The sequence below is a fragment of the Gilliamella sp. B3022 genome, assembly GCF_028751545.1.
Taxonomy (GTDB): Bacteria; Pseudomonadota; Gammaproteobacteria; order Enterobacterales; family Orbaceae; genus Gilliamella.
The window spans coordinates 1669033-1694619 of record NZ_CP071867.1 but is presented as its reverse complement, the minus strand read 5'-3'; the positions used below and the strand labels follow the sequence as shown (position 1 = coordinate 1694619).

22 protein-coding genes are annotated in these 25587 nt (G+C 33.6%); 8 read left to right on the top strand and 14 right to left on the bottom strand.

What is annotated here, in order from left to right; translation table 11 throughout:
* Positions 1-296 precede the first annotated feature (296 nt).
* Positions 297-941 carry an oxygen-insensitive NAD(P)H nitroreductase gene (nfsB, locus tag J4T76_RS07660; protein WP_267339833.1) on the bottom strand — a complete coding sequence of 215 codons (645 nt, stop codon included), beginning with the start codon at positions 939-941 and terminating at the stop codon, positions 297-299.
* A 602-nt stretch (positions 942-1543) separates the two neighbouring features.
* On the opposite strand from nfsB, the gene leuA reads away from it, so the two are divergent.
* From leuA to leuD, 4 genes are all read left to right on the top strand, one after another.
* Entirely contained in the window at positions 1544-3091 is a 1548-nt protein-coding gene (gene leuA / locus J4T76_RS07655; protein ID WP_267339834.1) for a 2-isopropylmalate synthase, read from the top strand.
* A 62-nt stretch (positions 3092-3153) separates the two neighbouring features.
* On the top strand, positions 3154-4233 hold the full coding sequence (leuB, locus tag J4T76_RS07650) for a 3-isopropylmalate dehydrogenase (RefSeq protein ID WP_267345327.1): 1080 nt from the start codon (positions 3154-3156) through the stop codon (positions 4231-4233).
* A gap of 158 nt (positions 4234-4391) precedes the next feature.
* Positions 4392-5792 (top strand): 3-isopropylmalate dehydratase large subunit, encoded by a 1401-nt coding sequence (gene leuC, locus J4T76_RS07645; RefSeq protein ID WP_267339836.1) that lies wholly within the window; start codon positions 4392-4394, stop codon positions 5790-5792.
* Between the two features lie 11 nt (positions 5793-5803).
* On the top strand, positions 5804-6406 hold the full coding sequence (leuD, locus tag J4T76_RS07640; protein ID WP_267339837.1) for a 3-isopropylmalate dehydratase small subunit: 603 nt from the start codon (positions 5804-5806) through the stop codon (positions 6404-6406).
* 853 nt (positions 6407-7259) lie between these two features.
* On the opposite strand, the gene J4T76_RS07635 is transcribed toward leuD, so the two are convergent.
* From J4T76_RS07635 to manD, 10 genes are all read right to left on the bottom strand, one after another.
* Entirely contained in the window at positions 7260-8675 is a 1416-nt protein-coding gene (locus J4T76_RS07635; RefSeq protein WP_416380550.1) for an RNA polymerase factor sigma-54, read from the bottom strand.
* Positions 8675-9400 (bottom strand): LPS export ABC transporter ATP-binding protein, encoded by a 726-nt coding sequence (gene lptB / locus J4T76_RS07630; protein ID WP_267339839.1) that lies wholly within the window; start codon positions 9398-9400, stop codon positions 8675-8677. Before lptB ends, J4T76_RS07635 begins: the two co-directional genes overlap by 1 nt.
* 1 nt (position 9401) lies before the next feature.
* Complete coding sequence (lptA, locus tag J4T76_RS07625; protein ID WP_267339841.1) at positions 9402-9953, bottom strand: lipopolysaccharide transport periplasmic protein LptA; 552 nt, start codon at positions 9951-9953, stop codon at positions 9402-9404.
* Between the two features lie 4 nt (positions 9954-9957).
* Entirely contained in the window at positions 9958-10521 is a 564-nt protein-coding gene (gene lptC, locus J4T76_RS07620) for an LPS export ABC transporter periplasmic protein LptC (protein WP_267339842.1), read from the bottom strand.
* A 99-nt stretch (positions 10522-10620) separates the two neighbouring features.
* Positions 10621-10899: an acylphosphatase gene (yccX, locus tag J4T76_RS07615; protein ID WP_267339843.1), complete on the bottom strand. Its 279-nt coding sequence runs from the start codon at positions 10897-10899 to the stop codon at positions 10621-10623.
* Between the two features lie 143 nt (positions 10900-11042).
* A complete protein-coding gene (locus tag J4T76_RS07610; protein ID WP_267339844.1) occupies positions 11043-11726 on the bottom strand; it encodes a GntR family transcriptional regulator in 684 nt (227 codons plus the stop codon).
* A 175-nt stretch (positions 11727-11901) separates the two neighbouring features.
* Complete coding sequence (locus tag J4T76_RS07605; protein WP_267355574.1) at positions 11902-13392, bottom strand: mannitol dehydrogenase family protein; 1491 nt, start codon at positions 13390-13392, stop codon at positions 11902-11904.
* Between the two features lie 29 nt (positions 13393-13421).
* On the bottom strand, positions 13422-14771 hold the full coding sequence (locus J4T76_RS07600) for an MFS transporter (RefSeq protein WP_267354602.1): 1350 nt from the start codon (positions 14769-14771) through the stop codon (positions 13422-13424).
* A 37-nt stretch (positions 14772-14808) separates the two neighbouring features.
* Positions 14809-15825, bottom strand: a complete 1017-nt coding sequence (locus J4T76_RS07595; protein ID WP_267354601.1) for a Zn-dependent oxidoreductase — start codon at positions 15823-15825, stop codon at positions 14809-14811.
* Between the two features lie 15 nt (positions 15826-15840).
* Positions 15841-17055, bottom strand: a complete 1215-nt coding sequence (gene manD, locus J4T76_RS07590; protein WP_267345336.1) for a D-mannonate dehydratase ManD — start codon at positions 17053-17055, stop codon at positions 15841-15843.
* 377 nt (positions 17056-17432) lie between these two features.
* Between manD and J4T76_RS07585 the strand changes: the two genes are divergently transcribed.
* Positions 17433-18002, top strand: coding sequence for an anthranilate synthase component II (locus tag J4T76_RS07585; protein WP_267339850.1), 570 nt, complete (start codon positions 17433-17435; stop codon positions 18000-18002).
* A 7-nt stretch (positions 18003-18009) separates the two neighbouring features.
* Positions 18010-19749, top strand: coding sequence for an aminodeoxychorismate synthase component I (gene pabB / locus J4T76_RS07580; RefSeq protein ID WP_267355572.1), 1740 nt, complete (start codon positions 18010-18012; stop codon positions 19747-19749).
* A 51-nt stretch (positions 19750-19800) separates the two neighbouring features.
* Here pabB and J4T76_RS07575 read toward each other — a convergent pair whose 3' ends face one another.
* Genes J4T76_RS07575 through J4T76_RS07565 form a run of 3 tightly spaced genes read right to left on the bottom strand, consistent with a single transcriptional unit; the run spans position 19801 to position 23283 of the window.
* On the bottom strand, positions 19801-20385 hold the full coding sequence (locus J4T76_RS07575) for an ABC-type transport auxiliary lipoprotein family protein (protein ID WP_267355570.1): 585 nt from the start codon (positions 20383-20385) through the stop codon (positions 19801-19803).
* A complete protein-coding gene (gene pqiB / locus J4T76_RS07570; RefSeq protein WP_267355568.1) occupies positions 20385-22022 on the bottom strand; it encodes an intermembrane transport protein PqiB in 1638 nt (545 codons plus the stop codon). Before pqiB ends, J4T76_RS07575 begins: the two co-directional genes overlap by 1 nt.
* 7 nt (positions 22023-22029) lie before the next feature.
* On the bottom strand, positions 22030-23283 hold the full coding sequence (locus tag J4T76_RS07565; RefSeq protein ID WP_267339856.1) for a PqiA/YebS family transporter subunit: 1254 nt from the start codon (positions 23281-23283) through the stop codon (positions 22030-22032).
* Positions 23284-23830: 547 nt separating this feature from the next.
* On the opposite strand from J4T76_RS07565, the gene recA reads away from it, so the two are divergent.
* Positions 23831-24877, top strand: coding sequence for a recombinase RecA (gene recA / locus J4T76_RS07560; protein WP_267339858.1), 1047 nt, complete (start codon positions 23831-23833; stop codon positions 24875-24877).
* Positions 24877-25377 (top strand): regulatory protein RecX, encoded by a 501-nt coding sequence (locus J4T76_RS07555; RefSeq protein ID WP_267345340.1) that lies wholly within the window; start codon positions 24877-24879, stop codon positions 25375-25377. Before recA ends, J4T76_RS07555 begins: the two co-directional genes overlap by 1 nt.
* Positions 25378-25587: the final 210 nt, after the last annotated feature.

The window sequence follows — 25587 nt, the reverse complement described above, 5'->3', positions numbered from 1 at the left end:
AACACATCAAATTAATGAAAAATTGAATGATACAGCGGCAAATATTATGCGATATGTTGGTTTTGATTAATAATAAAAAATGGTGGTTTTAATTAAAGTTAAAAACGAGTATTTATTTTGTCTACATTTTTGTAGTGGTTGTTTTTTCATGAGGCATTAACACGAAAACAACAGCAACCTTTTTAATATAACTCACTGAAATATAAATATTATTATCAAAATTGTGAACTTTGTTTTTTAATTTATCCCACCTATAATTAGATGGGATAATCATAAATATCACTAAAATTTACTGTTTACAAAAAAGTAAAAATTTGTTCTTTTGGTAAACGTGATTTAGGTCGATGTGCATTACCATCATTTTCAGATCGATAACCTAGTGTCGCAATCACTAAACTTTTCAATCCTTTTGCTTTTAAATCTAAGATCTCATCCATTTTTTCACAATCAAAACCTTCGACGGCAGTGGAATCAATACCAATAGTAGCAGCGGCGAAAAGCAATTGTCCTAAAGCAAGATAAGCTTGTTTACCCTCCCAACATTGCTGAGACTGAGGTGTTGAGCTATTTAAGTTAACAAAATAACGTCTACCTTGATCCTGAGCATCTTTTAATTCTGCGGTTGGGATACGCCCATCTTTTTCTTCTTGATTTAATAAATTGACCAAATGCGCTTCATCTAATGACGTTTTAATACAAAAAACAATAGTATGTGATGAGTCTGTAACTCGAGGTTGATTAAACTCAGCAATAGCCGGTAAAATTTTATTTTTAACCGTATCATTATTAATCACAAAAAAATGCCATGGCTGAGAATTGACCGATGATGGACTGTTTCTTAAAACCGTTAATAATTGTTCTATTTTTTCTTTAGGAATTTTCTTACTTTTATCGTAATGTTTTGTTGTGTAACGGTTTTGAGAAATTTCGACAATATTCATATCATAACTCCATCTAGATGATTGTTAATAAAGGTAAATTAAGGATTTTTAAATTAGATTAATTAGATATTCTTGTCAAATTTACGATTTGGCTAACATTAAAAAGAATGCATTCAATGTATTTTCAATAAAAATTGATTAATATTGTGCACGCATTTCGCTCAATTACAATATAATTGTTACTTTAATGACATTTCTTTACGGAATTACCAAAAGAAATGGTCACATTAATAAGCTACATCGCTAATTATAATAACCTATATTTATTAATGTATACAAAATATTTACTCTATTATCATTAGATTAAAATGAATAATCAATAAATATTAGCCTTGACATTCAAATTATTATTTGATAAAACTATTGATAATATTTTGAACAATTTAAATTAAACAATTTGAGAGTTTTAATGATTAAAACAAATTACCTTTTGCTCACTCACCTCCTCGCATTTTTTTGCGCGGATGACTTGTGTGTGGAGTAAAGATAATCAATTAAATAACTCGACAAATTAACAAGAACCCGCGCTAAAGTGCGGGTTTTTTTGTTTTCTTAACATGAAATACCGCAATAGCACTAGAATATAAAAAAAGGAAAAAACAATGAGCGATCAAGTCATTATTTTTGATACAACTTTACGCGATGGAGAACAAGCATTACAGGCAAGTTTAAGCGTTAAAGAAAAATTGCAAATCGCGCTTGCGTTAGAAAGAATGCACGTTGATGTCATGGAAGTTGGTTTTCCTATTTCATCTCCTGGTGATTTTGAATCGGTGCAAACCATCGCAAAAACAATTAAAGATAGCCGAGTTTGTGCCCTATCTCGTTGTGTCGATAAAGATATTGATGTTGCAGCAGAAGCGTTAAAAGTTGCCGATCAATTTCGTATTCATACTTTTATGGCAACTTCAACCTTACATGTGCAAGACAAATTAAAAATGACATTTGAAGATGTCGTAAACAGGGCTGTGCACTGTATTAAACGTGCACGTAATTATACTAATGATGTGGAGTTTTCTTGTGAAGATGCAGGCCGTACCCCAATTGATAACTTATGTCGGATTGTTGAAGCAGCAATTCAAGCAGGGGCAACAACGATCAATATTCCAGATACTGTCGGTTATACTGTCCCTTATCAATTTGGTGGCATTATTCGTACCTTATTTGAACGTGTCCCGAACATTGATAAAGCGATTATCTCTGTTCATTGTCATGATGACTTGGGCATGTCGGTGGCTAACTCGATTAGCGCGATTCAAGAAGGCGCTAGGCAAATTGAAGGCGCGATGAATGGTTTGGGAGAACGAGCAGGCAATACAGCCTTAGAAGAAGTTATTATGGCAATAAAAGTTCGTCAAAATATTTTAAACGTTCACACTAATATCAATCATCAAGAAATTTATCGTACCAGCCAAATTGTAAGCCAAATTACTAATACACCAATACCGTCTAATAAGGCGGTTATTGGTAGTAATGCATTTGCACACTCATCAGGAATCCATCAAGATGGGATACTAAAAAACCGCGAAACTTACGAAATCATGACACCTGAATCAATTGGATTAAATCAAATTCAATTGAATCTCACTTCTCGCTCAGGAAGGGCCGCGGTGAAACATCGTTTAGAGGAATTAGGCTATCATGATAAAGATTATAACTTAGATCAAGTCTATAAAGCATTTCTAGAACTTGCCGATAAAAAAGGGCAAGTGTTTGACTACGACCTTGAAGCGCTTATTTTTATAAACCAACTCAAAGATGAAAAAGAGCATTATATTTTGGATTATTTTAATGTTCAATCTGGCTCAACGATTGTATCAACAGCTTCGGTCAGCTTAAAAATTGGAGATAAAAAGTTTTCCGATGCAGCAACGGGTAATGGTCCTGTTGATGCTGTATATCAAGCAATAAATCGAATCACTAATCAACCTATTGCCATTGTTAAATATCAATTAGCCTCAAAAGGACAAGGTGAAAATGCTTTAGGTCAAGTTGATATTGTTGCTGAATACAAAGGACGAAATTTCCATGGAGTAGGACTGGCTACCGATATTGTTCACGCATCGGCATTAGCATTAATTAATGTTTTAAATAATGTTTATCGAGCAAATCAAGTCGCACAAGAAAAACAAAAATTACACCTTGTTTAATATTATTTTGTTATTCAAGTAATAAAGTAAGTCAATACATTAAATTGTTAAGGAATAAGAACATGACACAAACTTACCATATTGCAGTACTACCCGGCGACGGTATTGGTCCAGAAGTAATGAAACAAGCCTATAAAGTACTTGAAGTCATCCGAAAGAAATATAATCTATCTATTACAACCAGTGAATATGATGTTGGTGGCGCTGCAATTGATATTCATGGCTGCCCATTACCTAAAGACACGTTAGAAGGCTGTGAAAAAGCTGATGCAATTTTATTTGGTTCAGTTGGTGGACCTAAATGGACTAATTTACCACCGGATCAACAACCAGAACGTGGAGCATTATTACCCTTACGTAAACACTTTAAATTATTTGCTAATATGCGCCCTGCCCGGTTATACCAAGGTTTAGAAGAGCTTTGTCCATTACGTGCAGATATAGCAAAACATGGGTTTGATATTTTGTGTATGCGTGAATTAACAGGTGGCATCTATTTCGGTTTACCTAAAGGACGTGAAGGTAGCGGAGCTCAAGAAAGAGCCTTTGATACCGAAGTGTATCACCGTTTTGAAATTGAGCGTATCGCTAAAATGGGCTTTGAAGCTGCACGTTTACGTCGTAAAAAAGTGACTTCTGTTGATAAAGCCAATGTACTTCAAACCTCAATTTTATGGCGTGAAGTTGTGACTGAAGTTGCAAAAAATTATCCTGATGTTGCTCTTGAACACATGTATATTGACAATGCCACCATGCAATTAGTAAAAGATCCTTCACAATTTGATGTAATTTTGTGTTCTAATTTATTTGGTGATATTTTGTCCGATGAGTGCGCAATGATTACAGGTTCAATGGGAATGCTACCATCTGCGAGTCTTAATGAGCAAGGATTTGGTTTATACGAACCTGCTGGCGGTAGTGCACCAGATATTGCTGGTAAAAATATTGCTAATCCTGCTGCACAAATCTTGTCATTAGCGTTATTAGTTCGTTACAGCTTAAAACGCGATGATATTGCAACAGCAATCGAAACAGCCGTTAATCAAGCATTAGAAAAAGGCTATCGTACAATTGATCTTGCCCAAAAACAGCCATCAATTTCAACCGATGAAATGGGTGATGTTATTTGTAAACTTATTTAATAGTTTTTGGTCAATCTAATAAAGGGATATTTGAGTATTAAGAATGCATAAGTCATTAATATCTCTTTTAGGTTTTAATGATTATTTAACTATTAGAGAATGATGTATGTTAGCTAAATTTTTAGTACCCGTTATAAGAAATAACAAGGAAAACAGCAATGTCAAAAACACTGTATCAAAAATTGTATGATGCACATATCGTATACGAAGCGCCAAATGAGACGCCTATTTTATATATCGATCGCCATTTAGTTCATGAAGTTACCTCTCCGCAAGCTTTTGATGGTTTACGAGCCATGAATCGTAAAGTACGTCAACCAAATAAAACCTTTGCAACAATGGATCATAACACTTCAACTAAAAGTAATGATCTTAGCGCTTGTAGTGAAATGGCACAAATTCAATTAACTGAACTGGAAAAAAATGCCAAAGAATTCGGGGTTTCGTTATATGGTTTACAAAGCCCTTTACGCGGTATTGTCCATGTTGTCGGACCTGAACAAGGAATGACTTTACCGGGAATGACCATTGTATGTGGTGACTCGCATACAGCCACACATGGAGCGTTTGGTGCATTAGCTTTTGGTATTGGTACTTCAGAAGTTGAGCATGTGTTAGCAACTCAAACTCTAAAACAAGGTCGAGCCAAAACCATGAAAATTGAAGTCAAAGGGCAGGTTGCTGATGGCATTACGGCAAAAGATATAATCCTTGCCATTATTGGTAAAACGACCAGTGCTGGTGGTACTGGGCATGTGGTTGAGTTTTGTGGAGAAGCTATAAAAGCTTTATCCATGGAAGGTCGTATGACTTTATGTAATATGGCAATTGAAATGGGCGCAAAAGCTGGCATTATAGCTCCCGATGAAGTCACATTTGAGTATTTGAAAGGTCGTCAATTTTCACCAAAAGGTGATGAATTTGACAAAGCAGTAGCTTACTGGAAAACATTGAAAACTGATGAAGGCGCCCATTTTGATACCATAGTGACTTTAGAAGGTAAAGATATTGCACCTCAAGTGACATGGGGAACTAACCCAGGTCAAGTAACTTCAATTGATGCTCAAGTGCCAAATCCTAATAATTTTACTGATCCTATCGAAAAAAATTCAGCAGAACGTGCTCTAGCTTATATGGGCCTAACTGCTGGTACCAAAATCTCTGACATAAAAATTAATAAAGTCTTCATTGGTTCTTGTACCAACTCACGTATTGAAGATTTACGCGCAGCTGCTCAGATTGCTAAAGGCCGTAAAGTTGCCGATGGTGTACAAGCATTAGTCGTTCCAGGATCTGGACCTGTTCGAGAACAAGCCGAAGCTGAGGGTTTAGATAAAATCTTCATTGAAGCTGGTTTTGAGTGGCGTTTACCGGGCTGTTCAATGTGTTTAGCGATGAATGATGATAAGTTGGCACCAGGCGATCGCTGTGCATCCACCAGCAACCGCAATTTTGAAGGTCGTCAAGGTCGTGATGCCAGAACGCATTTAGTAAGTCCTGCTATGGCTGCAGCAGCAGCAATTACTGGTCATTTTACTGATATTCGTGAATCATTTTAAGGAGGCTTGTCATGGCTAAATTTACAAAACATACCGGATTGGTCGTTCCTTTAGATGCGGCTAACGTTGATACGGATGCAATTATCCCTAAACAGTTTTTACAAAAAGTAACACGTACAGGCTTTGGTAAACATGCATTTCATGAATGGCGCTTTTTAGATGATGCTGGTCTGCAACCCAATCCTGATTTTGTACTAAACAAACCACGTTATGAAGGGGCGAGTATTTTATTAGCCCGCGAAAACTTTGGCTGCGGCTCTTCACGTGAACATGCGCCATGGGCACTTGCAGATTATGGTTTTAAAACTATCATTGGTTCAAGTTTTGCTGATATTTTTTATAACAACTCATTTAATAATCAGTTACTTTTAGTTAATTTGTCGGAAGAAGATGTTGATGAATTATTTAAAATTGTTGAAGCGAATGAAGGTATCGAATTTACTGTCGATCTGGTTAACGAAGTTGTAATTGCTGATGATAAACAATATTCTTTTAAAATTGATGCGTTTAAACGTCATTGTTTACTAAATGGTTTGGATAATATTGGATTGACTTTACAGCACGAAGCTGCGATCAGCACATTTGAAAATAAAATCCCACCTTTTTTAGCTTAATCATTGAAGGCGCCCTTTAGGCGCCTAACTACGCAAAATCGCCATGGCAATATATTATAATCATATAAAACTGAAATTTTACCAATAAGCAAACGCCTATTTAACCAGTAAAGTTGATACCCAAGCCCCCATCTTCAATATTTATCTATATTTGTTTGCAATACTTAGGCTTAATTACTTGATATGGGCTACTGAGCAGGTCATATTAGTGTTACTGTCGCACCACATGTAAAACAAGTTATTGCCTTATGATCAATCTAATGAAATGATATCTGTTGTGTTTCAAACAGCTAAGGAACATGGTTTAAGTAATCTCATCGACAGTACCAGATTGTGCCGAACAGCATACTTTTGCTGATAGTCAATTTGATTTTGTTGCAAGTCACTATTCCACACACCACTATTGTGACATGGATAAAAGTTGACATGAACTGTATACGATCATTAAAACAAATGGCAAATTAATAATAATGGATGTGGTATTCTTTAAACATCCAGTATCGGATATTTGGTTACAAATAATTGAGGCGTTGCATGATACACCACATGTTTGTGACTATACGCCTCGTGAATAGTTAACCTTTATGACCAAAACAGAATTTACGATCGATAATATTGCTGATCACCCTTTAACATACTGTTTTGATACATAGATTAAACACATGCGCACAACGATACTATTAGTCGAAATTATTGGAACTTATCAAGAATCGCTATTAGTTATACAGAAAATTATTTTTAACGGCAATTTGACGGCTTATTCACAACAAATATTATAATTAATCAAATCAATAGAATTTTTTAATTTTTCCATTCAAATGATTGTAATAACACTTTTGCTTTAACTTATAGCTCAAAGCTGTTTTCGTTGACTTGATGGTGGAATAGACAAAGCTTCTCGATATTTGGCCACTGTCCTTCGAGCAATAATTATTCCTTGCTTTTCCAACATCGAAACTAACTTACTATCACTCAATGGTTTTTTACGGTCTTCTGTGGATATGTATTTTTTTATTAATGCCCGAATAGCTGTTGACGAAGCTTCCCCCCCAGATTCAGTATTAACATGGCTTGAGAAAAAGAATTTTAGTTCAAATATTCCAGCAGGACTCTGTAAATATTTTTGAGTAGTCACACGAGAAATTGTTGATTCATGCATATCAATAGCCGTAGCCACATCCGATAAAATCATTGGTTTCATAGATTCTGCACCATGCTCGAAAAACTCTTGTTGGTGTTCAACAATAAATTGGCTAACTTTTAACAAAGTCTCGTTACGATTTTCTATACTTTTAATAAACCAATTAGCATCTTGTAAATGTGATTTTATATATTGGCTATCGCTTTGACTGGCAATTTTTTCCATAGCTGCATATTGCTGGTTAATACGTAAAGTAGGCATCGTGTCATTATTTAAATCAACAATCCATCTCCCATTCATTTTTTTGACTAATACATCTGGGATCACATAATCTGGAGGGGTAGTATTTACTGAATCACCCGGATAAGGTTGCAAATGCTGAATAAAATCAATAGATTCTTTGAGTTGTTCATCTGTTGCATTCAATATTTTTTTCAGTGTGCGATAATCACGAACTGCTAATAAATCAAGATAATTATCAATAATTTGTTTAACAAATGTTGGTGGAGTCAAATATTGGATTTGAATTGATAAACACTCTTGCAACGTCCTTGCTCCAACGCCGATTGGATCAAAATGCCAAATTCGTTTTAAAACCGTTTCAACTTCTTCAAGTTCAATCTCATCATTACCTTGTTCTTCTAAGATTTCATCCAATGAAACAGTCAAATAGCCTCTTTCATCAATAGCATCAAGAATTGACACAGCAATGGCACGATCAATGTCGCTAAAAGGGGTTAAATCAAGTTGCCATTTTAAATAGTCATATAATGTTTCATGAGTTTCGCCTTGATAAACAGGTAATTCATCATTACGATAATCAGAATGAGTTCCTGAGGGCGTTCCTGCTGTATAAATATCATCTAATGAAGCATCAAGCGGTATATCATCAGGAATTTCTCGGCTATCTAAGGCTTCACGAGTGTCAACGTTTTCACTTAATTCAATTTGCTCAATATTTACTTCATCATATTGATCTGCAATCTCAAGTAACGGATTATTTTCAAGTGCACTTTGAATTTCTTGCTGTAATTCTAACGTTGACAACTGTAACAGTCGTATCGCTAGTTGAAGTTGAGGTGTCATTGACAACTGTTGAGAAATTTTCAGTTGTAAACTGGGTTTTATCATAATCTAAATTCATTTCCTAAGTAAACGCGTTTAACATATTCGTTACTTAAGATATCACTTGGTGAACCCTCAGCAATTAAATGTCCTTTATTTACAATATAAGCCCGTTCACAAACGTCTAATGTTTCGCGCACATTGTGGTCCGTTATTAATACGCCAAGTCCTCTATCGCGTAAATGTTTAATTATATTTTTTATATCAATAACCGATATAGGATCAACTCCTGCGAAAGGTTCGTCAAGTAAAATAAATTTAGGGTTAGCCGCTAACGCTCTAGCAATCTCAACTCTACGTCTTTCACCACCAGATAAAGATTGTCCACTATTGTCACGTATATGGGTGATATGAAATTCCTCAAGAAGTTCTTCAGCTCGTTCAATTTTTTCGTTTTTATCAATATCATTCCGTGTTTCTAAAATGGCCATAATATTGTCAATAACCGAGAGTTTCCTAAAGATTGAAGCTTCTTGAGGTAAATAACCGATTCCCTTTTGAGCTCGTTCGTGTAAAGGTAATATGCTTATATCATGATCATCAAGAAATATTTTACCCGCATTTAAAGTTACAATACCAACAACCATATAAAAAGTGGTGGTTTTACCAGCACCATTAGGCCCTAATAAACCAACAATTTCACCTGAGTTTACAGTTAAACTTACATCTTCAACCACACGACGTTTCTTGTAAATTTTGGCTAAATTTTCCGCTTTTAAAATTGACATTTTATTTATTAATCTCTTTAACTTGGCTTGGAATTATAGTGCTTTTTACTCGACCTTGTTTAGGTTGAGCTAGTATCAACTGCTTTTTAACATTATAAGTAATGATTGAACTAACAACATGATTATCCTGCTGAAATAATTCTGCATTATTCTGCAAGGTGACAATATTTTGTTTAACATCATAGATAATTTGCTCTGAATGTCCTGTCACAATTTTATTATTTTGAGGTAATATTTGTTTAAAGTTTACTGGATTACCATAAGCTGTAATTTTCTGTTTTGTAGAATCCTGCATATCAGTAACAATCACTTTATCAGCTATGATTGTTAAACCATCTTGAGTTATATGCACATTACCACTAAATGTTATGATATTTTTGTCAATATCAATCTGTTGGTTATTAGCATCTATAGTAATAGGTTTATTATTAACTAACATCTTTTTATCTTGTTGTACTTCGGGTGTTGATGTATTTGGTTCATCAGCAAAACACCCATATGAAATAAATAATATAAAAAATAATGGATAAATAAACCGTTTTTGCAATCTCATTTTTTTATTGTGCCCCAGTGTTATAATAAGTTTTTATATTTTCAAGTATGTTCGCGGTTTTTGTTCGTAGATTTCCAGCTAATCCTTGACCCTTTGAAAAAAAACCAACCCCTTTTATAGTAACAAGATCTTTAGAGGTGACATTTTGGGTCGTTAAATCAATAATGGCATTATCTGTTAATATATGCTGTAATTGAGCATCAGTAGTTAAATTATCTAATTGAACATTTTGATTTAGGTAAATCAGCTTATCATTGGTTAACGTAGCTTTTTGTGAGTGAATATGCCATGTAGCAGAATGCATTCGATCATAAATAGTCAAATTGGGTAAATCAAATTCAGTATTATTTGATTCTTCAAAATGTCTAACTTTAACTGATTCTATTTTATAGATGATCTCTCCTGATATGTCATAAATATTTGTTATCATATTATCGCTTTGATATATTGGTGTATCAGTTAAATTGATTGTTGACATTGTATCTGAGTCATCATCTTTCTGATAATTATAATAAACACCAATCACCACAATGATAAGTAAGATATAGATTAAATTTTTTTTATTCATAGCATATTTTTATCACACGAATAAGTTTAATCAATAACAAGGATAAATCGTTATCTTTAAGTTCAGCAATTCAGTTATTTTACTTTATTTTTTATTAAATTAATATCTGACATTAAAAGAAGTTAAATCAATATCAGGTATTAATTCATAAATACTAACATTGCTAATTCGAGCAGAAGAGGGACCCCCATGGTTAAGCCATTCAGTGAATTGGGTTATTTGCAGACTATCTCCTTGAACAAGAATTTCAACATCACCATTATCCAAATTTTTAACGTAACCCAATAATCCAAGTTTTTTCGCTTTTTGTTGAGTAAAAAAACGAAATCCAACCCCTTGTACCCGTCCACTCACTTGAATTTTTAATTGTTTAATCATATTACAACTTTACCCAGTTTTTTCAAAACAAAAACATCCTAGCATAATGATAACCAATAATTTCATTCTTCTTTAACTAAAAGCCAAAGATATAAATCTAACATTTTAAAAATGGTTCGGTTTTACAATCCATGAAATAAAAATTAATCAATAAACCATTCATTTTTTTTCTGCGATACAATTGTTATGGTTTGAAGAATCGTCGACAAATGTTCATGTAAAGCTTGTACTGCAAGCTCTGGATCATGATTTTCCAGTGCAATCAAAATTTTTTCATGTTGTTTAACTAAATCTTCCGGTGGAGAAATATCTTCTAATGTTAAAAATCTTACTCTATCCATCATTGCTTTGATATTTTCTACCGTTTGCCATGCCATGGGACAATCAATTACATTCATTAATATTTGATGGAATTCATCATCTTTTTCCAGAAAATAGCATACATCTTTACATTCATTGGCTTGTTTTTGTTCCGCAAGATTTTTTTGTAACAATGAAATATCTGATTGGCTAATTTCTATAGCGGCGCGTTTGATAATAGCGCATTCAACCGCTTCACGAATAAATTGTCCATCAATTACTTTTTTAATAGAAATTTTGGTTACGAATGTGCCACGTTGAGGGAGAATTTGTACAAGACCTGCTTCAGCTAGTTTAATGAACGCTTCACGAACAGGTTGGCGAGAAACATTGAATTGACTGGAAATTTCTTTTTCTGAAAGTAAAACACCAGGCAATACATAACAGGTAATAATAGCTTTTCTTAATGTACGATAAATTTGTTGATTAACAGGTTCAGAAATATTTAAGTCGATAGATTTAAACATATACCATCTTAAAGTAATAAAATAAATTACTAAGAATAGTAGGTGATTTTTAAGTATATGAAAAGTTTTTTTAATAAAAACTCAAAACAATAAAATGGGTTCTGTCTTATACTTAAATATTTAGAAAAGTGTAATACCATTACTGGTAATTACACTTTGATTTTAGGGATTATTGTTAGTTGTATTGAAAACTCTGCGCTAATTGTTCGACGGTTTGTTTAGCCCCTTTATCCCTTAAAGATAAATAAGCGTTGGTAACTTGATCGATAAAATATTGATTGCTGGATAAATCTTTACCAAAAACATGCGTCAATGATAATAATGCTTTGATTCGTTCTTGATTATCTGGGCTGTTTGATACCAACGCTTTTAGTTGCTCGGCAGCAGGATCACTAACTTCAATAACTTTACCATTATCATCGACACCACTAACATATCGCATCCAAGCCGCGATACCTAAAGCTAAACAATGAAATGGTGTATTATTCGCTAAATGAAAACGAACCGAATCGAGCATGCGTTGTGGTAATTTTAATGTACCATCCATTGCGATTTGCCAAGTACGATGCTTAAGACCCGTGTTACGATAACGATCAAGTAACGAATTCGCGTAGGCTAGTAAATCTATATCTTTTACACGTAAGGTTGTTGCTTGCTCCTGAAGTATAAGGTGACGAGCGGCTTTTACATAATAAGGATCTTGCATACATTCATCTATGTGTAGATACCCAGCCAAATAGCCTAAATAGGCTAAAAAGGAGTGACTACCGTTCAGCATACGTAATTTCATTTCTTCATACGGAAAAACATCATTTACTAACTCAGCACCGGATTTTTCCCATTCTGGGCGACCTGCTACAAAATTATCTTCGATAACCCATTGTATGAATGGTTCACCGGCAATACCAACAAGATCCTCTATGCCTCCCAACTGCTTTTGTATTTTTGCCATTGTATCTAACGTTACTGCCGGCACAATTCGATCAACCATTGTAGATGGAAAGCTGACATTTTTTTCAATCCATTGTGTTAAATTTGCATCCCTTATTTTTGCTAAAGCCAAAATCACATTACGTGTTACATGACCATTTTCAGGCATATTGTCACAAGACATGACAGTAAAGGGTTTTAAGCCTTTTTCTTTACGAATACGTAAAGCTTCAACAATTACACCCGGTGCACTTTTAGGATTAGTTGGATTATCTATATCGTGTTTAATAAGTACGTTATTGATATCAATTGATGCTGTTGCGGGTAAATAGCAATAACCTTTTTCGGTAACAGTTAGTGATATAATCGCGATTTGTGGGTGCGTCATGACATCTAGAATTTTCACTATGCCATCTACATCAACATGTAATGCTTCTTTAACTACACCCACAACTCGGGTAGACCAGTTATCATAGAACATCTCACACACACTAAATAAATAGTTTTGCTCTTTAAGATCAGCGATTTGTTTTTCACCACCCATTAAATTGACTTCACAGTATCCCCAATCACTATTATGTTCTGCAGCTAAAATATCAGTAAACACTGCTTGATGAGCACGATGAAAAGCACCAAAACCAAGATGAACTATTTTCGTTTTAATTTGATTTCTATCATAATTTGGGACAATGACCTCTTTAGGTAGTTGTAATAAAGCTTGATTAGATAATTTCATTATTTTTTTCCATTTTTATATTTTTATATTTATTCTGCAGCATCTTTTAAATCAGATAAATTACGATCTTTGACTTCTGGCATAAAAATTGCGGAAATTAAACTGATGCATGAATAGAGAATAATCATAACAACAATTGGCCACCAATCATTCACCATATTACAGAAAATTCCCGCTAATATTGGCCCAAACCCTACAGCAATAAGTCCACCCGCTTCTTTGGATATCGCCATTTGTGTAAAACGATTACGAGCCCCAAACATTTCCGCCATTGTAATGTTTTCTAAAGCGAACAGTCCTAATACTGCAACATTATGAATAACAATTAAACATAACATAATGGTATTTACTGGGTGATTTTTATTAACAATAATGGATAACATTGGATAAGCAAGAATCATTGCTGACAAAGTCATAATGATATAAGGTAGGCGGCGACCAATTTTATCTGATAACAAACCTAAGAAAGGAATTGTGAAGAATCCAACAATCGAACTGATCATTAAAGCATCAGTTGGTATACTTTTTTCAAATAATAATGCTTGTACTAAGTAACCGGCTAAAAAAGTTTGGATTAAACCTGAATTTCCAGCTTGACCAAAACGTAAACCCGTTGCTAACCAAAAAGATTTGCTTTTAAACATTTCTAATAACGAAATATGCTTAATTGATGGTTCATCATTAAATTTTTCTACATTTGCATCACTTATATCATCAAATACAGGACTCTCTTTTAAATTCATTCTAAGCCATATGGCAAAAAACATAACAATGACACTAGCAATGAATGGTACTCGCCAACCCCAAGATATGAGCTGATCTTTGTCCAGTAAAAAAAACATTATTGCCCAAATTGCTGTTGCACTTAAAGTACCACAATTGGTTCCCATTGCGACAAGTGATGAAATAATCCCTCGTTTACCTTTTGGTGCATATTCTGCGAGCATAGTACCAGCACCAGAAATTTCAGCACCAGCACCCAATCCCTGAATAATACGTAAAACAACCAACATTAATGGTGCCAAAATACCAACTTGTGCATAAGTTGGTAAAAATCCTATCAACGTGGTACAAATACCCATCATAGTGATCGTTATAAATAATACTTTCTTTCTACCAATGGCATCCCCCATGCGACCAAAAACAAAAGCGCCAACAATACGTGCAATGTATCCTGCGCCATAGGTTCCCATAGCTAATATCAATGCCATAATTGCTGATTGTTCTGGAAAAAATATTTCGCGAAATACAAGTGCTGCGCCTAAAGAATATAATTGGAAATCCATAAATTCTAATGCGGTTCCAAGCCAACCAGAAACAGCTGCTTTAACTAAATCTGAAGTATTTCTGTCACTTTTATTATTTCCTATCTTATTCATATCTAACTCGCTTATCATTTAGTACATAAAAATTCACCTAACTAAAAGTCAGTAAAACCTTGCAACACTTACTCTGATCTTTTTCGAAAGTTTGGATAGCCTCAATCACATCTGTATAATCAAATCGATGAGTAATAAGTTTTTTAGGATCAATGAGTTTCTTATTTAACCAATTAATAACAATTGGGAATTTATTCGCATTGAGTCGTGAAGAGAATATAGAAAGCTCTTTACTGGTAATGCCCTGTTGTGTTATCTGACATGGATCGCTTGAAAAGCCCATTATGAGAATTCTTGCTGCTGGCGATGCAATTGTAATAGCCTCTTGTAAAATCGATGGGTGACAAGCGGCATCAATAATTACCGTTGGTTTGATATTCAATTTTTCCAATTCATCTTTTACAGAAAATGATGTGTTATTAATAATCCGATCAGCACCGCTATCTTTTGCCATAATTAAACGTTCATCAATGCGATCAACAACGACCACTTCTTTAACGTTATACACACCCTTCAGAGCTTGTACTGAGGTTAATCCCATCGGACCTGCACCATAAATTAATGCAGTATCGTTTGGGGTCGGTTTTAACTGTGCCGTTGAATTAGCAGCTATTGTGAAAGGTTCTATCATTACGGCAAGTTCATCATCGATTTCAGTTGGTATTACATAAGCATTTTTACTTGGTACAACTGCATACTGACTAAATCCACCATCACGATGAACACCCAGTACAGTTAATGATGTACATACATTTGGTCGACCAACCGAGCAAGGATAACAATCTCCACAGCTAAGTACAGGATCGATTGAAACACGCTCACCAATTCTTGATTGCTCAACTCCCTCTCCAACTGCATCAATTACACCAAAAAATTCGTGTCCAATTACTCTTGGATATTTGGCGAAAGGATTATGACCGCGATAAATATGACTATCTGAACCACAAATGCCTGCTAATTTAACTTTTACTCTAACTTCTCCAGATTTCGGCAGAGGAACTTCACGCTCTTCAATGGCTAATTCATTAGGTTGTTTTATTACAATACTTTTCATATAAACTCCTTGAACTTACCAATTCCATAAAGTGCCATCTTCTAAACGAGCAATTGGCAGATAAGCTGGGTTGTATGGGTATTTTTTGGCGAGTTTTTCATCAAAATCGATACCTAAACCCGGTTCATCACTTGGATGCATATAACCATCATTAAAAGTCCAATTAGGTGAAAAGACTTCTAACATTTGTTCTGAGTAGCCCATAAACTCCTGTACACCAAAGTTAGGTACCCACATATCAAAATGTAGAGCAGCAGCATGACAAATTGGTGATAAATCAGATGGTCCATGAGAGCCAGTTCTAACTTGATAAAGTGCAGCAAAATCAGCAATACGACGCATGTGAGTAATACCACCTGCATGAGTAATTGTAGTTCGGATATAATCAATCAACTGTTCTTCAATTAGCTGTTTGCAATCCCATATACTGTTAAATACTTCACCGACAGCAATGGGAGTAACTGTATGTTGACGAATTAGACGGAAACATTCTTGATTTTCTGCAGGTGTTGGATCTTCCATCCAAAATAGACGATAATCCTCAATACTTTTACCAAAACGCGCAGCTTCAATTGGAGTTAAGCGATGGTGCATATCATGTAATAAATGCTCGTTGAAACCGAATTTGCTTCTTACCGCTTCAAACAATTTTGGTGTAAAGTCGAGATATTTATCTGTTGCCCAAAACTGCTCTTCAGGATAATTGCCACGCGTAGCAGGCTCATATGCCAGATTTTTCCCTTTGCTTTGACCATATGTCGTTTTCATTCCCGGTATACCGCATTGGACTCGAATTGCTTTAAAACCCATCTCTTTATGTCTAGCATAATCATCCAATGCTTCTCCAATATCTTTTCCTGTAGTATGACAATACACCATTACGCCAGTGCGTGAAGCACCGCCCAATAATTGATAAAGTGGCATATTGGCAACTTTACCTTTGATATCCCATAACGCCATATCTATGGCAGATATCGCTGACATCGTCACGGGGCCTCGACGCCAATAGGCACCTTTATAGAAATATTGAAAAATATCTTCTATTTGACTGGCATCTCTCCCTATTAATTGTGGGCAAAGATGATCTTTAAGATAAGAAGCCACTGATAATTCACGTCCATTAAGTGTTGCATCACCAATACCACAAACCCCTTCATCTGTAGTTATTTTCAATGTGACAAAGTTTCGTCCTGGACTGCATACAAAAACTTCGGCTTTAATTATTTTCATTTGATACCTCTTTGTAGAAATTAAGCATCACAAAAATAGCGATATTAATACTACCATACAAGTAGAGTTGTATGTTTTTGCGAGTGGCATCACAAAAATAAGGTAATCTTGTCAAGATGTTTCAGGTTATGGGTACGTTTAAGTAAAAAAATAAGAATAATGTGCAATATTAAGTTAGCAATCATCTCTCATTTGAGTTTCTTGCTTGTATAATGGAGCCAGAAGTATACAGATTTAAACTAAAGCTAACTTGATTAATCAAATCAATGTAATAAAAGTGTTATCGATAATGTCGGCTGTAGTGTCTTATCATTTATAATGATGATTTACATCATTACCAAGTTGACAAAGAATTTTTTTAATTAACGGAAAATATTTTGATACTATTAATAGATAATTATGATTCTTTTACGTTCAATATATATGATTATTTATGCCGATTGGATGCAACTGTCCAAGTGATAAAAAATGATGAAATGACCATTGAACAAATAAAACAGCTCCCCTTTGCTAAAATAATTATTTCACCTGGCCCAGGAACACCAAGTAATGCCGGAGTATCACTTACTGTGATTGCTGAATTTGCTCATTATTGCCCTATATTAGGAATTTGTTTGGGACATCAAGCGATTGCACAGTATTATGGTTATTCTATTTGTAAAGCACCTTTACCTATGCACGGCAAAATCGATGAAATTACACATGATGGTCAAGGATTATTTAAAGGCATTAAAAACCCGCTTTCTATAGTTCGCTATCACTCTTTAATTGTTAACGACAATTTATCTCACACAAACTCTCCACTAATTGTTACTGCGCGCAACAAACAAGGTCTTATTATGGGATTACGTCATAAGACATTACCTATTGAATCGGTACAATTTCATCCAGAAGCAATCAAAACAGAATCAGGTTTACAAATGATTCATAATTTTATATATGAGTAAAATGAATATGAAAATGTATATTGATTTTGAGAATCAACAGAAATGTTTTTCTGACCCAATAACAATTTTGAGATCTAACGATTACACTACTGTTAAACAGCAATTAGATGCAATTGAAAAATTCACTCAGCAAGGCTTTTATGCGGTCGGTTATCTTGCTTATGAAAGTGCAATGGGATTTAATCAAGCAAATAGAACCAAAAAAATCTCTAACTCAAGTGATGCATTACCTGTGTTACTCTTTGGTATTTACAGGGATTATTCAATAGTTGAATCATCAACCAAAAATGATTATCAACCTTCTCTGTTCGATTTAAAATGCGATACTTCAATTGAAGAATATAATCAAAAAATCGACTATATCCGCGGACAAATTGAATTAGGAAATACTTATCAAACCAATTACACGATTCAATTTAGTGCACCATTTAATGATAATGCCTTTAATTACTATAAATTTTTACAAAAAAATAACCAAGCGCATTATTGTGCTTATCTTGAATTTGAACATTATCAGATTTTATCAATTTCACCTGAGCTATTTTTTAAATTAGACAATCAAACGATTACGACAAGGCCGATGAAAGGAACCGCTGCTCGTGGTTTAAATAATCAACATGATAAACAACAGTTAGAAACATTATTTTCTGAGAAAAATCAGGCTGAAAATATGATGATTGTTGATTTATTACGTAATGATTTAAGCCGAATTGCTAAGACAGGATCAGTCATTGTACCCAAATTATTTTCTACCGAAAAATACCCTACCGTTTGGCAGTTAACCTCAACCATTCAAGCTGAATTAGCAGAAAATGTCAGTTTGTATCAAATTTTTCAAGCATTGTTTCCTTGTGGTTCAATTACTGGTGCACCTAAAACAAGTACAATGCGGATCATTGCAGACACGGAGAACTCACCTAGAGGCATATACTGTGGAACCATAGGTTACATTAAACCCTATAGGAAAGCAGCAATATTTAATATTCCAATTCGGACGTTAACCATTCACAATCAGCAGATACATTATGGTGTTGGAGGAGGAATCACTTGGGATTCAACATCACACGATGAATACGAGGAAATTTTAGCTAAGACCGCTATATTAAACTCCACAACAACGACTCCTCGATATCTTATTGAATCATTATTATTAGAAAATGGGCAATTTTTATTACTCAATGAACATTTAACCAGACTGACTGATTCGGCTAGCTATTTTGATTTTAAATGTGATATTGAATCTATCAAATTGCAATTGGTTAAATTAGCCAATTCAGATACTGAAGGTAGTTATAAAATCAGAATTTTACTACAACAAGATGGTCAATGGAAAATAAGTAAAGATGTTATTAATACAGCTATGAACATTAATGAAATCGTATTGGCACCACAATGCGTGAATAACAAAAATGTCTATTTGTATCACAAAACATCAAACCGTGAACATTTCCCACAATTAACTATAGGTAAGGAATATATTAATTTTAATCAATATAATGAAATAACTGAATTTGTTAACGGCAATCTTGTGCTATTGATTAATAATCAATGGGTAACACCTAAAATTGAATCGGGATTATTGGCTGGTACTATGCGACAATTTTATTTGGATAAAAAACAAATAATTGAAAAAACAATCTTAATTAACGAATTATTAAATGCAGATAAAATTGCCTTTATTAATAGTGTTCGTAAATGGGTTGAAATTGATAATAAAGTATTTGATCGGTTTAAGCGGCTCTTGTGATCTTTTATTATTTAAATATTCCGCCAGAATTCTGACGGAATATTTAATAATTTAATGTGTTATAGAATAAACAAAATCTTGCTCTTCTTCTTGCCAACCTTTTGACAATGCTTTAACTAAAGCATCATAACCATTTTTTGCTAATGGAACATGGCGTTCAAATGGTTTTGTTTCAATATGATTTTTATTATCAGTAACAATCCAACGTCCTTTTATAATTGCATCACCATTATAACTACCATGAAAACCATCAATAAAAAGTTTCACAGTTAATGTTGGTGTGGTCAAAGATGTACTCGAAACCAAATAATCTGGTAGTAACAAACTTAAATCTTGTACTAAACGTTCTTCAAGCTGTTGAGAAAGCGTCGAAACCCATAAATTATTTGTTGCTGTGACATACTTGATATCTTCTGTTTGCAAAACAATACCAGACTTATTTAAAAAACTGACCACATCAACTGAGTCGATCATTAGAAAACGATCGGTTGATTTCAATGTTTTTGGTGTTTGAATAGGTAAACTAGTAGCTAATTGGAAATAACTTTTGTTAGGTATATTCGTTGAACAGCCAACTAATAACATAAATGCAGTTCCGCAAAATGTTAGAAGTAAATTTCTCATCATCTTATTCATTATTTTTTACCCTTTGCTTTCGGTTCTTGATCTTTCTTAATCGGAGCTGAGAAAATCAATGCATTACTTTTATCATTGAGTGTATTAAGTAATGGCGTTAATTCATCCATCATTTGTTGAACTTTTTGCAAACTCTCATTCATTTGCTTATTAAGTTCTGATCCTGGTTGTATGCCTTTCATGGTATCATTTAATGTTCTTAAGGTTTTTTGTAGATCTTTTGGCATATTTTGCATTTCATTACTTGCCATTATTTGATTTAATGAATTTATTAAGCGCTGACTTGAAGCGAGCGATTTATTAAATTCCGTCATAGTATTATTCAATGGTAAATGATTAAAATTGTCTAATAACTGCATGACTTTGGCTTGAATTTGAGCAATACCTGTTGACGTTGTTTCTATAGTACTATAACCATATTGATTGGATAAGTTGGCATTATATTTATTTTTTAATTCAGGATAAAAATCAAGATCAATATAAAGCGCACCTGTAAACATATTAGAAGTTTTTAACGAGGCTCTTAATCCATTTTTTTGCTCATTCATTATTAAGGTTGCGATATCGATCTTTTCATCAACCCATTCCGATAAGCGATCGGGCTCAATCCTGATTAAAACAGGTACTTTTTGATTTAAAATAGATGTTTTATCTAACATTTCAGCTGTATAAAATGGGACTTTTGATACTGTACCTAGCCGAATACCATGATATTCAACAGGTGCCCCTTCAACCAATCCTGATATGGATTCAGAGAGCATAATCAGAAACTCTTTATATTCTGTGTATTGTGAATCTTGAATTGATTTTTTATTTTCATATAATTTATATACTGCATATTGCTCAGCTGGCGCTCCTAACTTAGAGCCATCCGGCAAATCAAAACTAATCCCACCAGACATTAAAACATCTAAGGAAGGTACGTTCAGACTAGCACCGGACGAAGACAATGTTAAATCAATGCCTCCTTCCTTCCAAAAGCGGACATTTTGAGTGACTAAAGCATCATAAGGTTTAGTAATAAAAATTTGGTATTTCATTTTACGTGAATTAATATCAAACTCGGAAGTTTCAACATTACCAACACGATAACCATGAAACATCACTGATGCTCCACGTGGAATCACACCATTTTGATCACTTTCAAGATTGACTCGAATTCCTTTAATACTTGGATCAGATAATGGTGGAGTATCGGATAGTATAAAAGGATTATTTTTGAAATTATGCGTATCGTTTCCTGACGCTAACTCAATATAAACACCAGATACAATAGTGCCTAACCCTGTCACACCATCACGACCAATCTCCGGTTTGACAACCCAAAAAATAGAATCATTTTTTAGAAGTGGTTCCATATCATTATAGATCCGACCTTTAATAACCACTTTTTCAAAATCTTTTGATAAAGTTACTTCATCGACAATACCGATATCAACACTACGGTTTTTTATAACTGTTTTGCCTGCGACAATACCACTTGCATCTTTCGCAAGTAAGGTAAAAGAAGTCCCTCTATCAGCAAAATGCGAATAGATGATCCAAAGACCAACAATTGCAGTAACAATTGGAATAATCCATATAGCCGAGATAGCTCGAATTTTGATGATTTTCGCTAATTTACTTGATGTTGCCATAGTATTCCTATTTATTATAACTTTTAACTGGAGAGTGATCCCAAATTAAGCGCGGATCAAATTTTTGTGATGCAATCATAGTAATAATCACAACGGTTGCGAAAAAAGTAACTCCTATATCAGGATAAACCCCCATCATTTGTTGATTTCTAACTAGTGAACAAACAACCGATACAACAAATATATCAATCATTGACCATTTACCAATAAACTCAACTGCACCATACAATTTCTTCATTTGCAGGCAATTATGCTTATTTTTTCTTTTCACTGCTATTGCAAAATAGCAAAGCCAGCTTAATGAAATTATTTTCAAAATTGGAATAACGATACTGGCAATAAAAATAACTAATGCCACAGGCACATCACCTGCCTGCCACATATAAATAACACCATCCATAATTGTCGATGTTGATGGTGAACCAAAAACTACCGTTATCATGATCCCAAATACATTCGCAGGAATATAGATAATTAGTGAAGTAACTAATAACGCTATCGTCCACTGTATTTTATCGCGATTTCTCACGGCACTTTTTTGTTTACATCTTGGGCATTTACCAAAAGCTATTGGCATCATGGCATGGCAACAACCGCACAACTTCAAGTTTTGACTTATTGCCGTTTTACCAACTTTTAATGGTGTTTGAGCAAAATTATTAGTATGAATTTCTTCCCAAATTGTTTCTGGTGAAAAAATAACTTGGGCTTTTATATAAAAAAATACAAATAAACAAAATGCCCAAAATGTACTTGTGACACCTATACTGCCATAACTCATTAGTTTTACGAAGCTAACCAAAATGCCTGTGATAAATATTTCAGGCATACACCAATGTTTAAATTTTTCATAAATAATTAATAAATCTCTTTTACGATACTTTGATATTTTAAATTTTGAACAAAGCAAACCAATGATTAGAAGATTTATTATGGGAAAAATTAAAACAAATAAAATAAAAAGTGCTGATATATAACTATATTTATCAAAAAAAAGGGTTTTTGGAATATCTAAAACACTTACACCATTAAAATTACCAACAAGGCGAATATCAATAAAAATAAAACCGCAAGCTACAATAATCATAATCAGTGAACAAACCGCATACATTGCAGCTCGAAATTTCATATTAATGCTTTTTTTGGCTAAAGTTGTATTACAACGAGGACATATAGCTTTATGACCTATTGTTACATCAGCTAATTCTATGACCAAATCACAGTGCGAACATAAAACATATTGTTGTTTATCAACAGTCATTATTTCTCTTTATTTGATAGTTACTTTAAATGTAAAGATGTTTCAGGTTAGCGTAATATTTAAGTAAAAAAATTGATACATTACTTTTACTTTATCACAAGGGGATAATTACTTTTAATATATAAAATGACTAAAACTTCTTCGTTACTCATCATATCAAATGCCATTTTTTTATGAAAGCATTACCAACTCAAATTAGCATAATTTGATTACTCACTTTTGAGTATATCGGTTGGTTAAGAAATGTTTTTTATATATTAAATGAAAAATCTTACCTCAAAATTAAAATGCATAAAACATTATAAAAACCGTATATAAAATTATATCATTATCGAATCCATTCATCTGTTTAAATGTAATCTTGAATCTTTTCGTTTCGTCACTATTTGTTACAATCAAATGAACTATTACCAGTAATATTTAAACAAAAATTGTGAAGGATTTCCCATTATTAACTAAATGATTATTAGATATAAAAAAAACTTGATACTGTATAACAATACAGTATAATGTGTATCAATATACTAACTCATTGGAATTTTATAATATGAACGAAAACAAACAACGAGCACTTTCGGCTGCATTAAGTCAAATAGAAAAACAATTTGGTAAAGGTTCTATTATGCGTTTAGGGGATACCCAAACGTTGGACGTTGATTCTGTCTCTACTGGATCTTTAGGACTCGATATTGCATTAGGTATTGGCGGCTTACCAATGGGTCGAATTGTTGAAATTTTTGGACCAGAATCATCGGGTAAAACAACATTAACTTTATCTGTTATTGCACAAGCGCAAAAAGAAGGCAAAACATGTGCATTTATTGATGCTGAACATGCTTTAGATCCAATTTATGCCGCTAAATTAGGCGTGCAAGTTGATGATTTATTAGTTTCTCAACCTGATACTGGTGAACAGGCACTTGAAATTTGTGATGCCTTAGTTCGTTCTGGTGCTGTTGATGTTATTATTGTTGACTCAGTAGCAGCATTAACACCTAAAGCAGAAATTGAAGGTGAAATGGGTGATTCTCATATGGGATTACAAGCTCGCTTGATGTCACAAGCTTTACGTAAATTAACCGCAAATATTAAAAATGCTAACTGCTTAGTGGTGTTTATTAACCAAATTCGTATGAAAATCGGTGTAATGTTTGGTAATCCAGAAACAACAACTGGCGGTAATGCGCTTAAATTCTATGCATCAGTTCGTTTAGATATTCGACGTATTGGTGCAGTAAAAGAAGGCGAAGATGTTATTGGTAGTGACACACGTGTAAAAGTAGTGAAAAATAAAGTTGCTGCACCATTTAGACAAGCTGAATTTCAAATTCTTTACGGTTGTGGTATTTCTAAAGAAGGAGAATTGATTGATCTAGGTGTCAAACATAAATTAGTTGATAAAGCTGGCGCTTGGTATAGCTACAATGGCGAAAAAGTTGGTCAAGGCAAAGCCAATTCAATTAAATTTTTACAAGAACATCCAGAAATAGCTGAAGAACTTGAAACAAGACTACGTGATTTATTATTAAACAGTCCTGCCGTTTTTTCTGCTGAGGACGTAGAGACTGCATCGGAAGATGAAAGCTTTGAATAATGGATAAAAAACTCAATAAATTAATCTTAAATAAAGCTGTGCAATTACTTGCACAGCGCGATCATTCATCTTACGAACTAACCAATAAAATTATCCAATTTTTTACAAAAAAAATAAAAAGCTCAGAAGATGAATACTATGAGCAATTGAATCAACTCAAAATTGAAACTGCTGATGTGGTTCAATATTGTACTAATCAAAATTGGATGAGCGATACACAATATATCGAAAAATATATTGTTATGAGATCTAATAAAGGTTATGGAAGATATAAAATCGCTATGGAATTAAAACAACGAGGTCTACCTAATAACTTAACTAATGAACTTTTAAGTAAATTAGATATTAATTGGTCGTATAATGCCTACAAGCAAATATTAAAAAAATTTAACCAAATTAATGTTAAAAATCTCTTGGAAAAACAAAAGATAATGCAATTTTTAGTTACCCGAGGTTATACCCAAGATGATATAAAAGATGTGTATAATTTATTGACTTAAATTTTGATAATATCTAAAATACACAGGAATTAAATTATTCATTACCCATTAGTTAAGCTCACTAAATCATTTTATTTTTCCTTTTATTTGCATGTAATATTAGCTAGAACAACCGTATTATAAAGAATTTTTTACTTTTCTTTACTTTTCAACTTTAGTTGTAACAGGTATATTACTATGTTTAAAAATTTATCGTTTATATGGATGCCT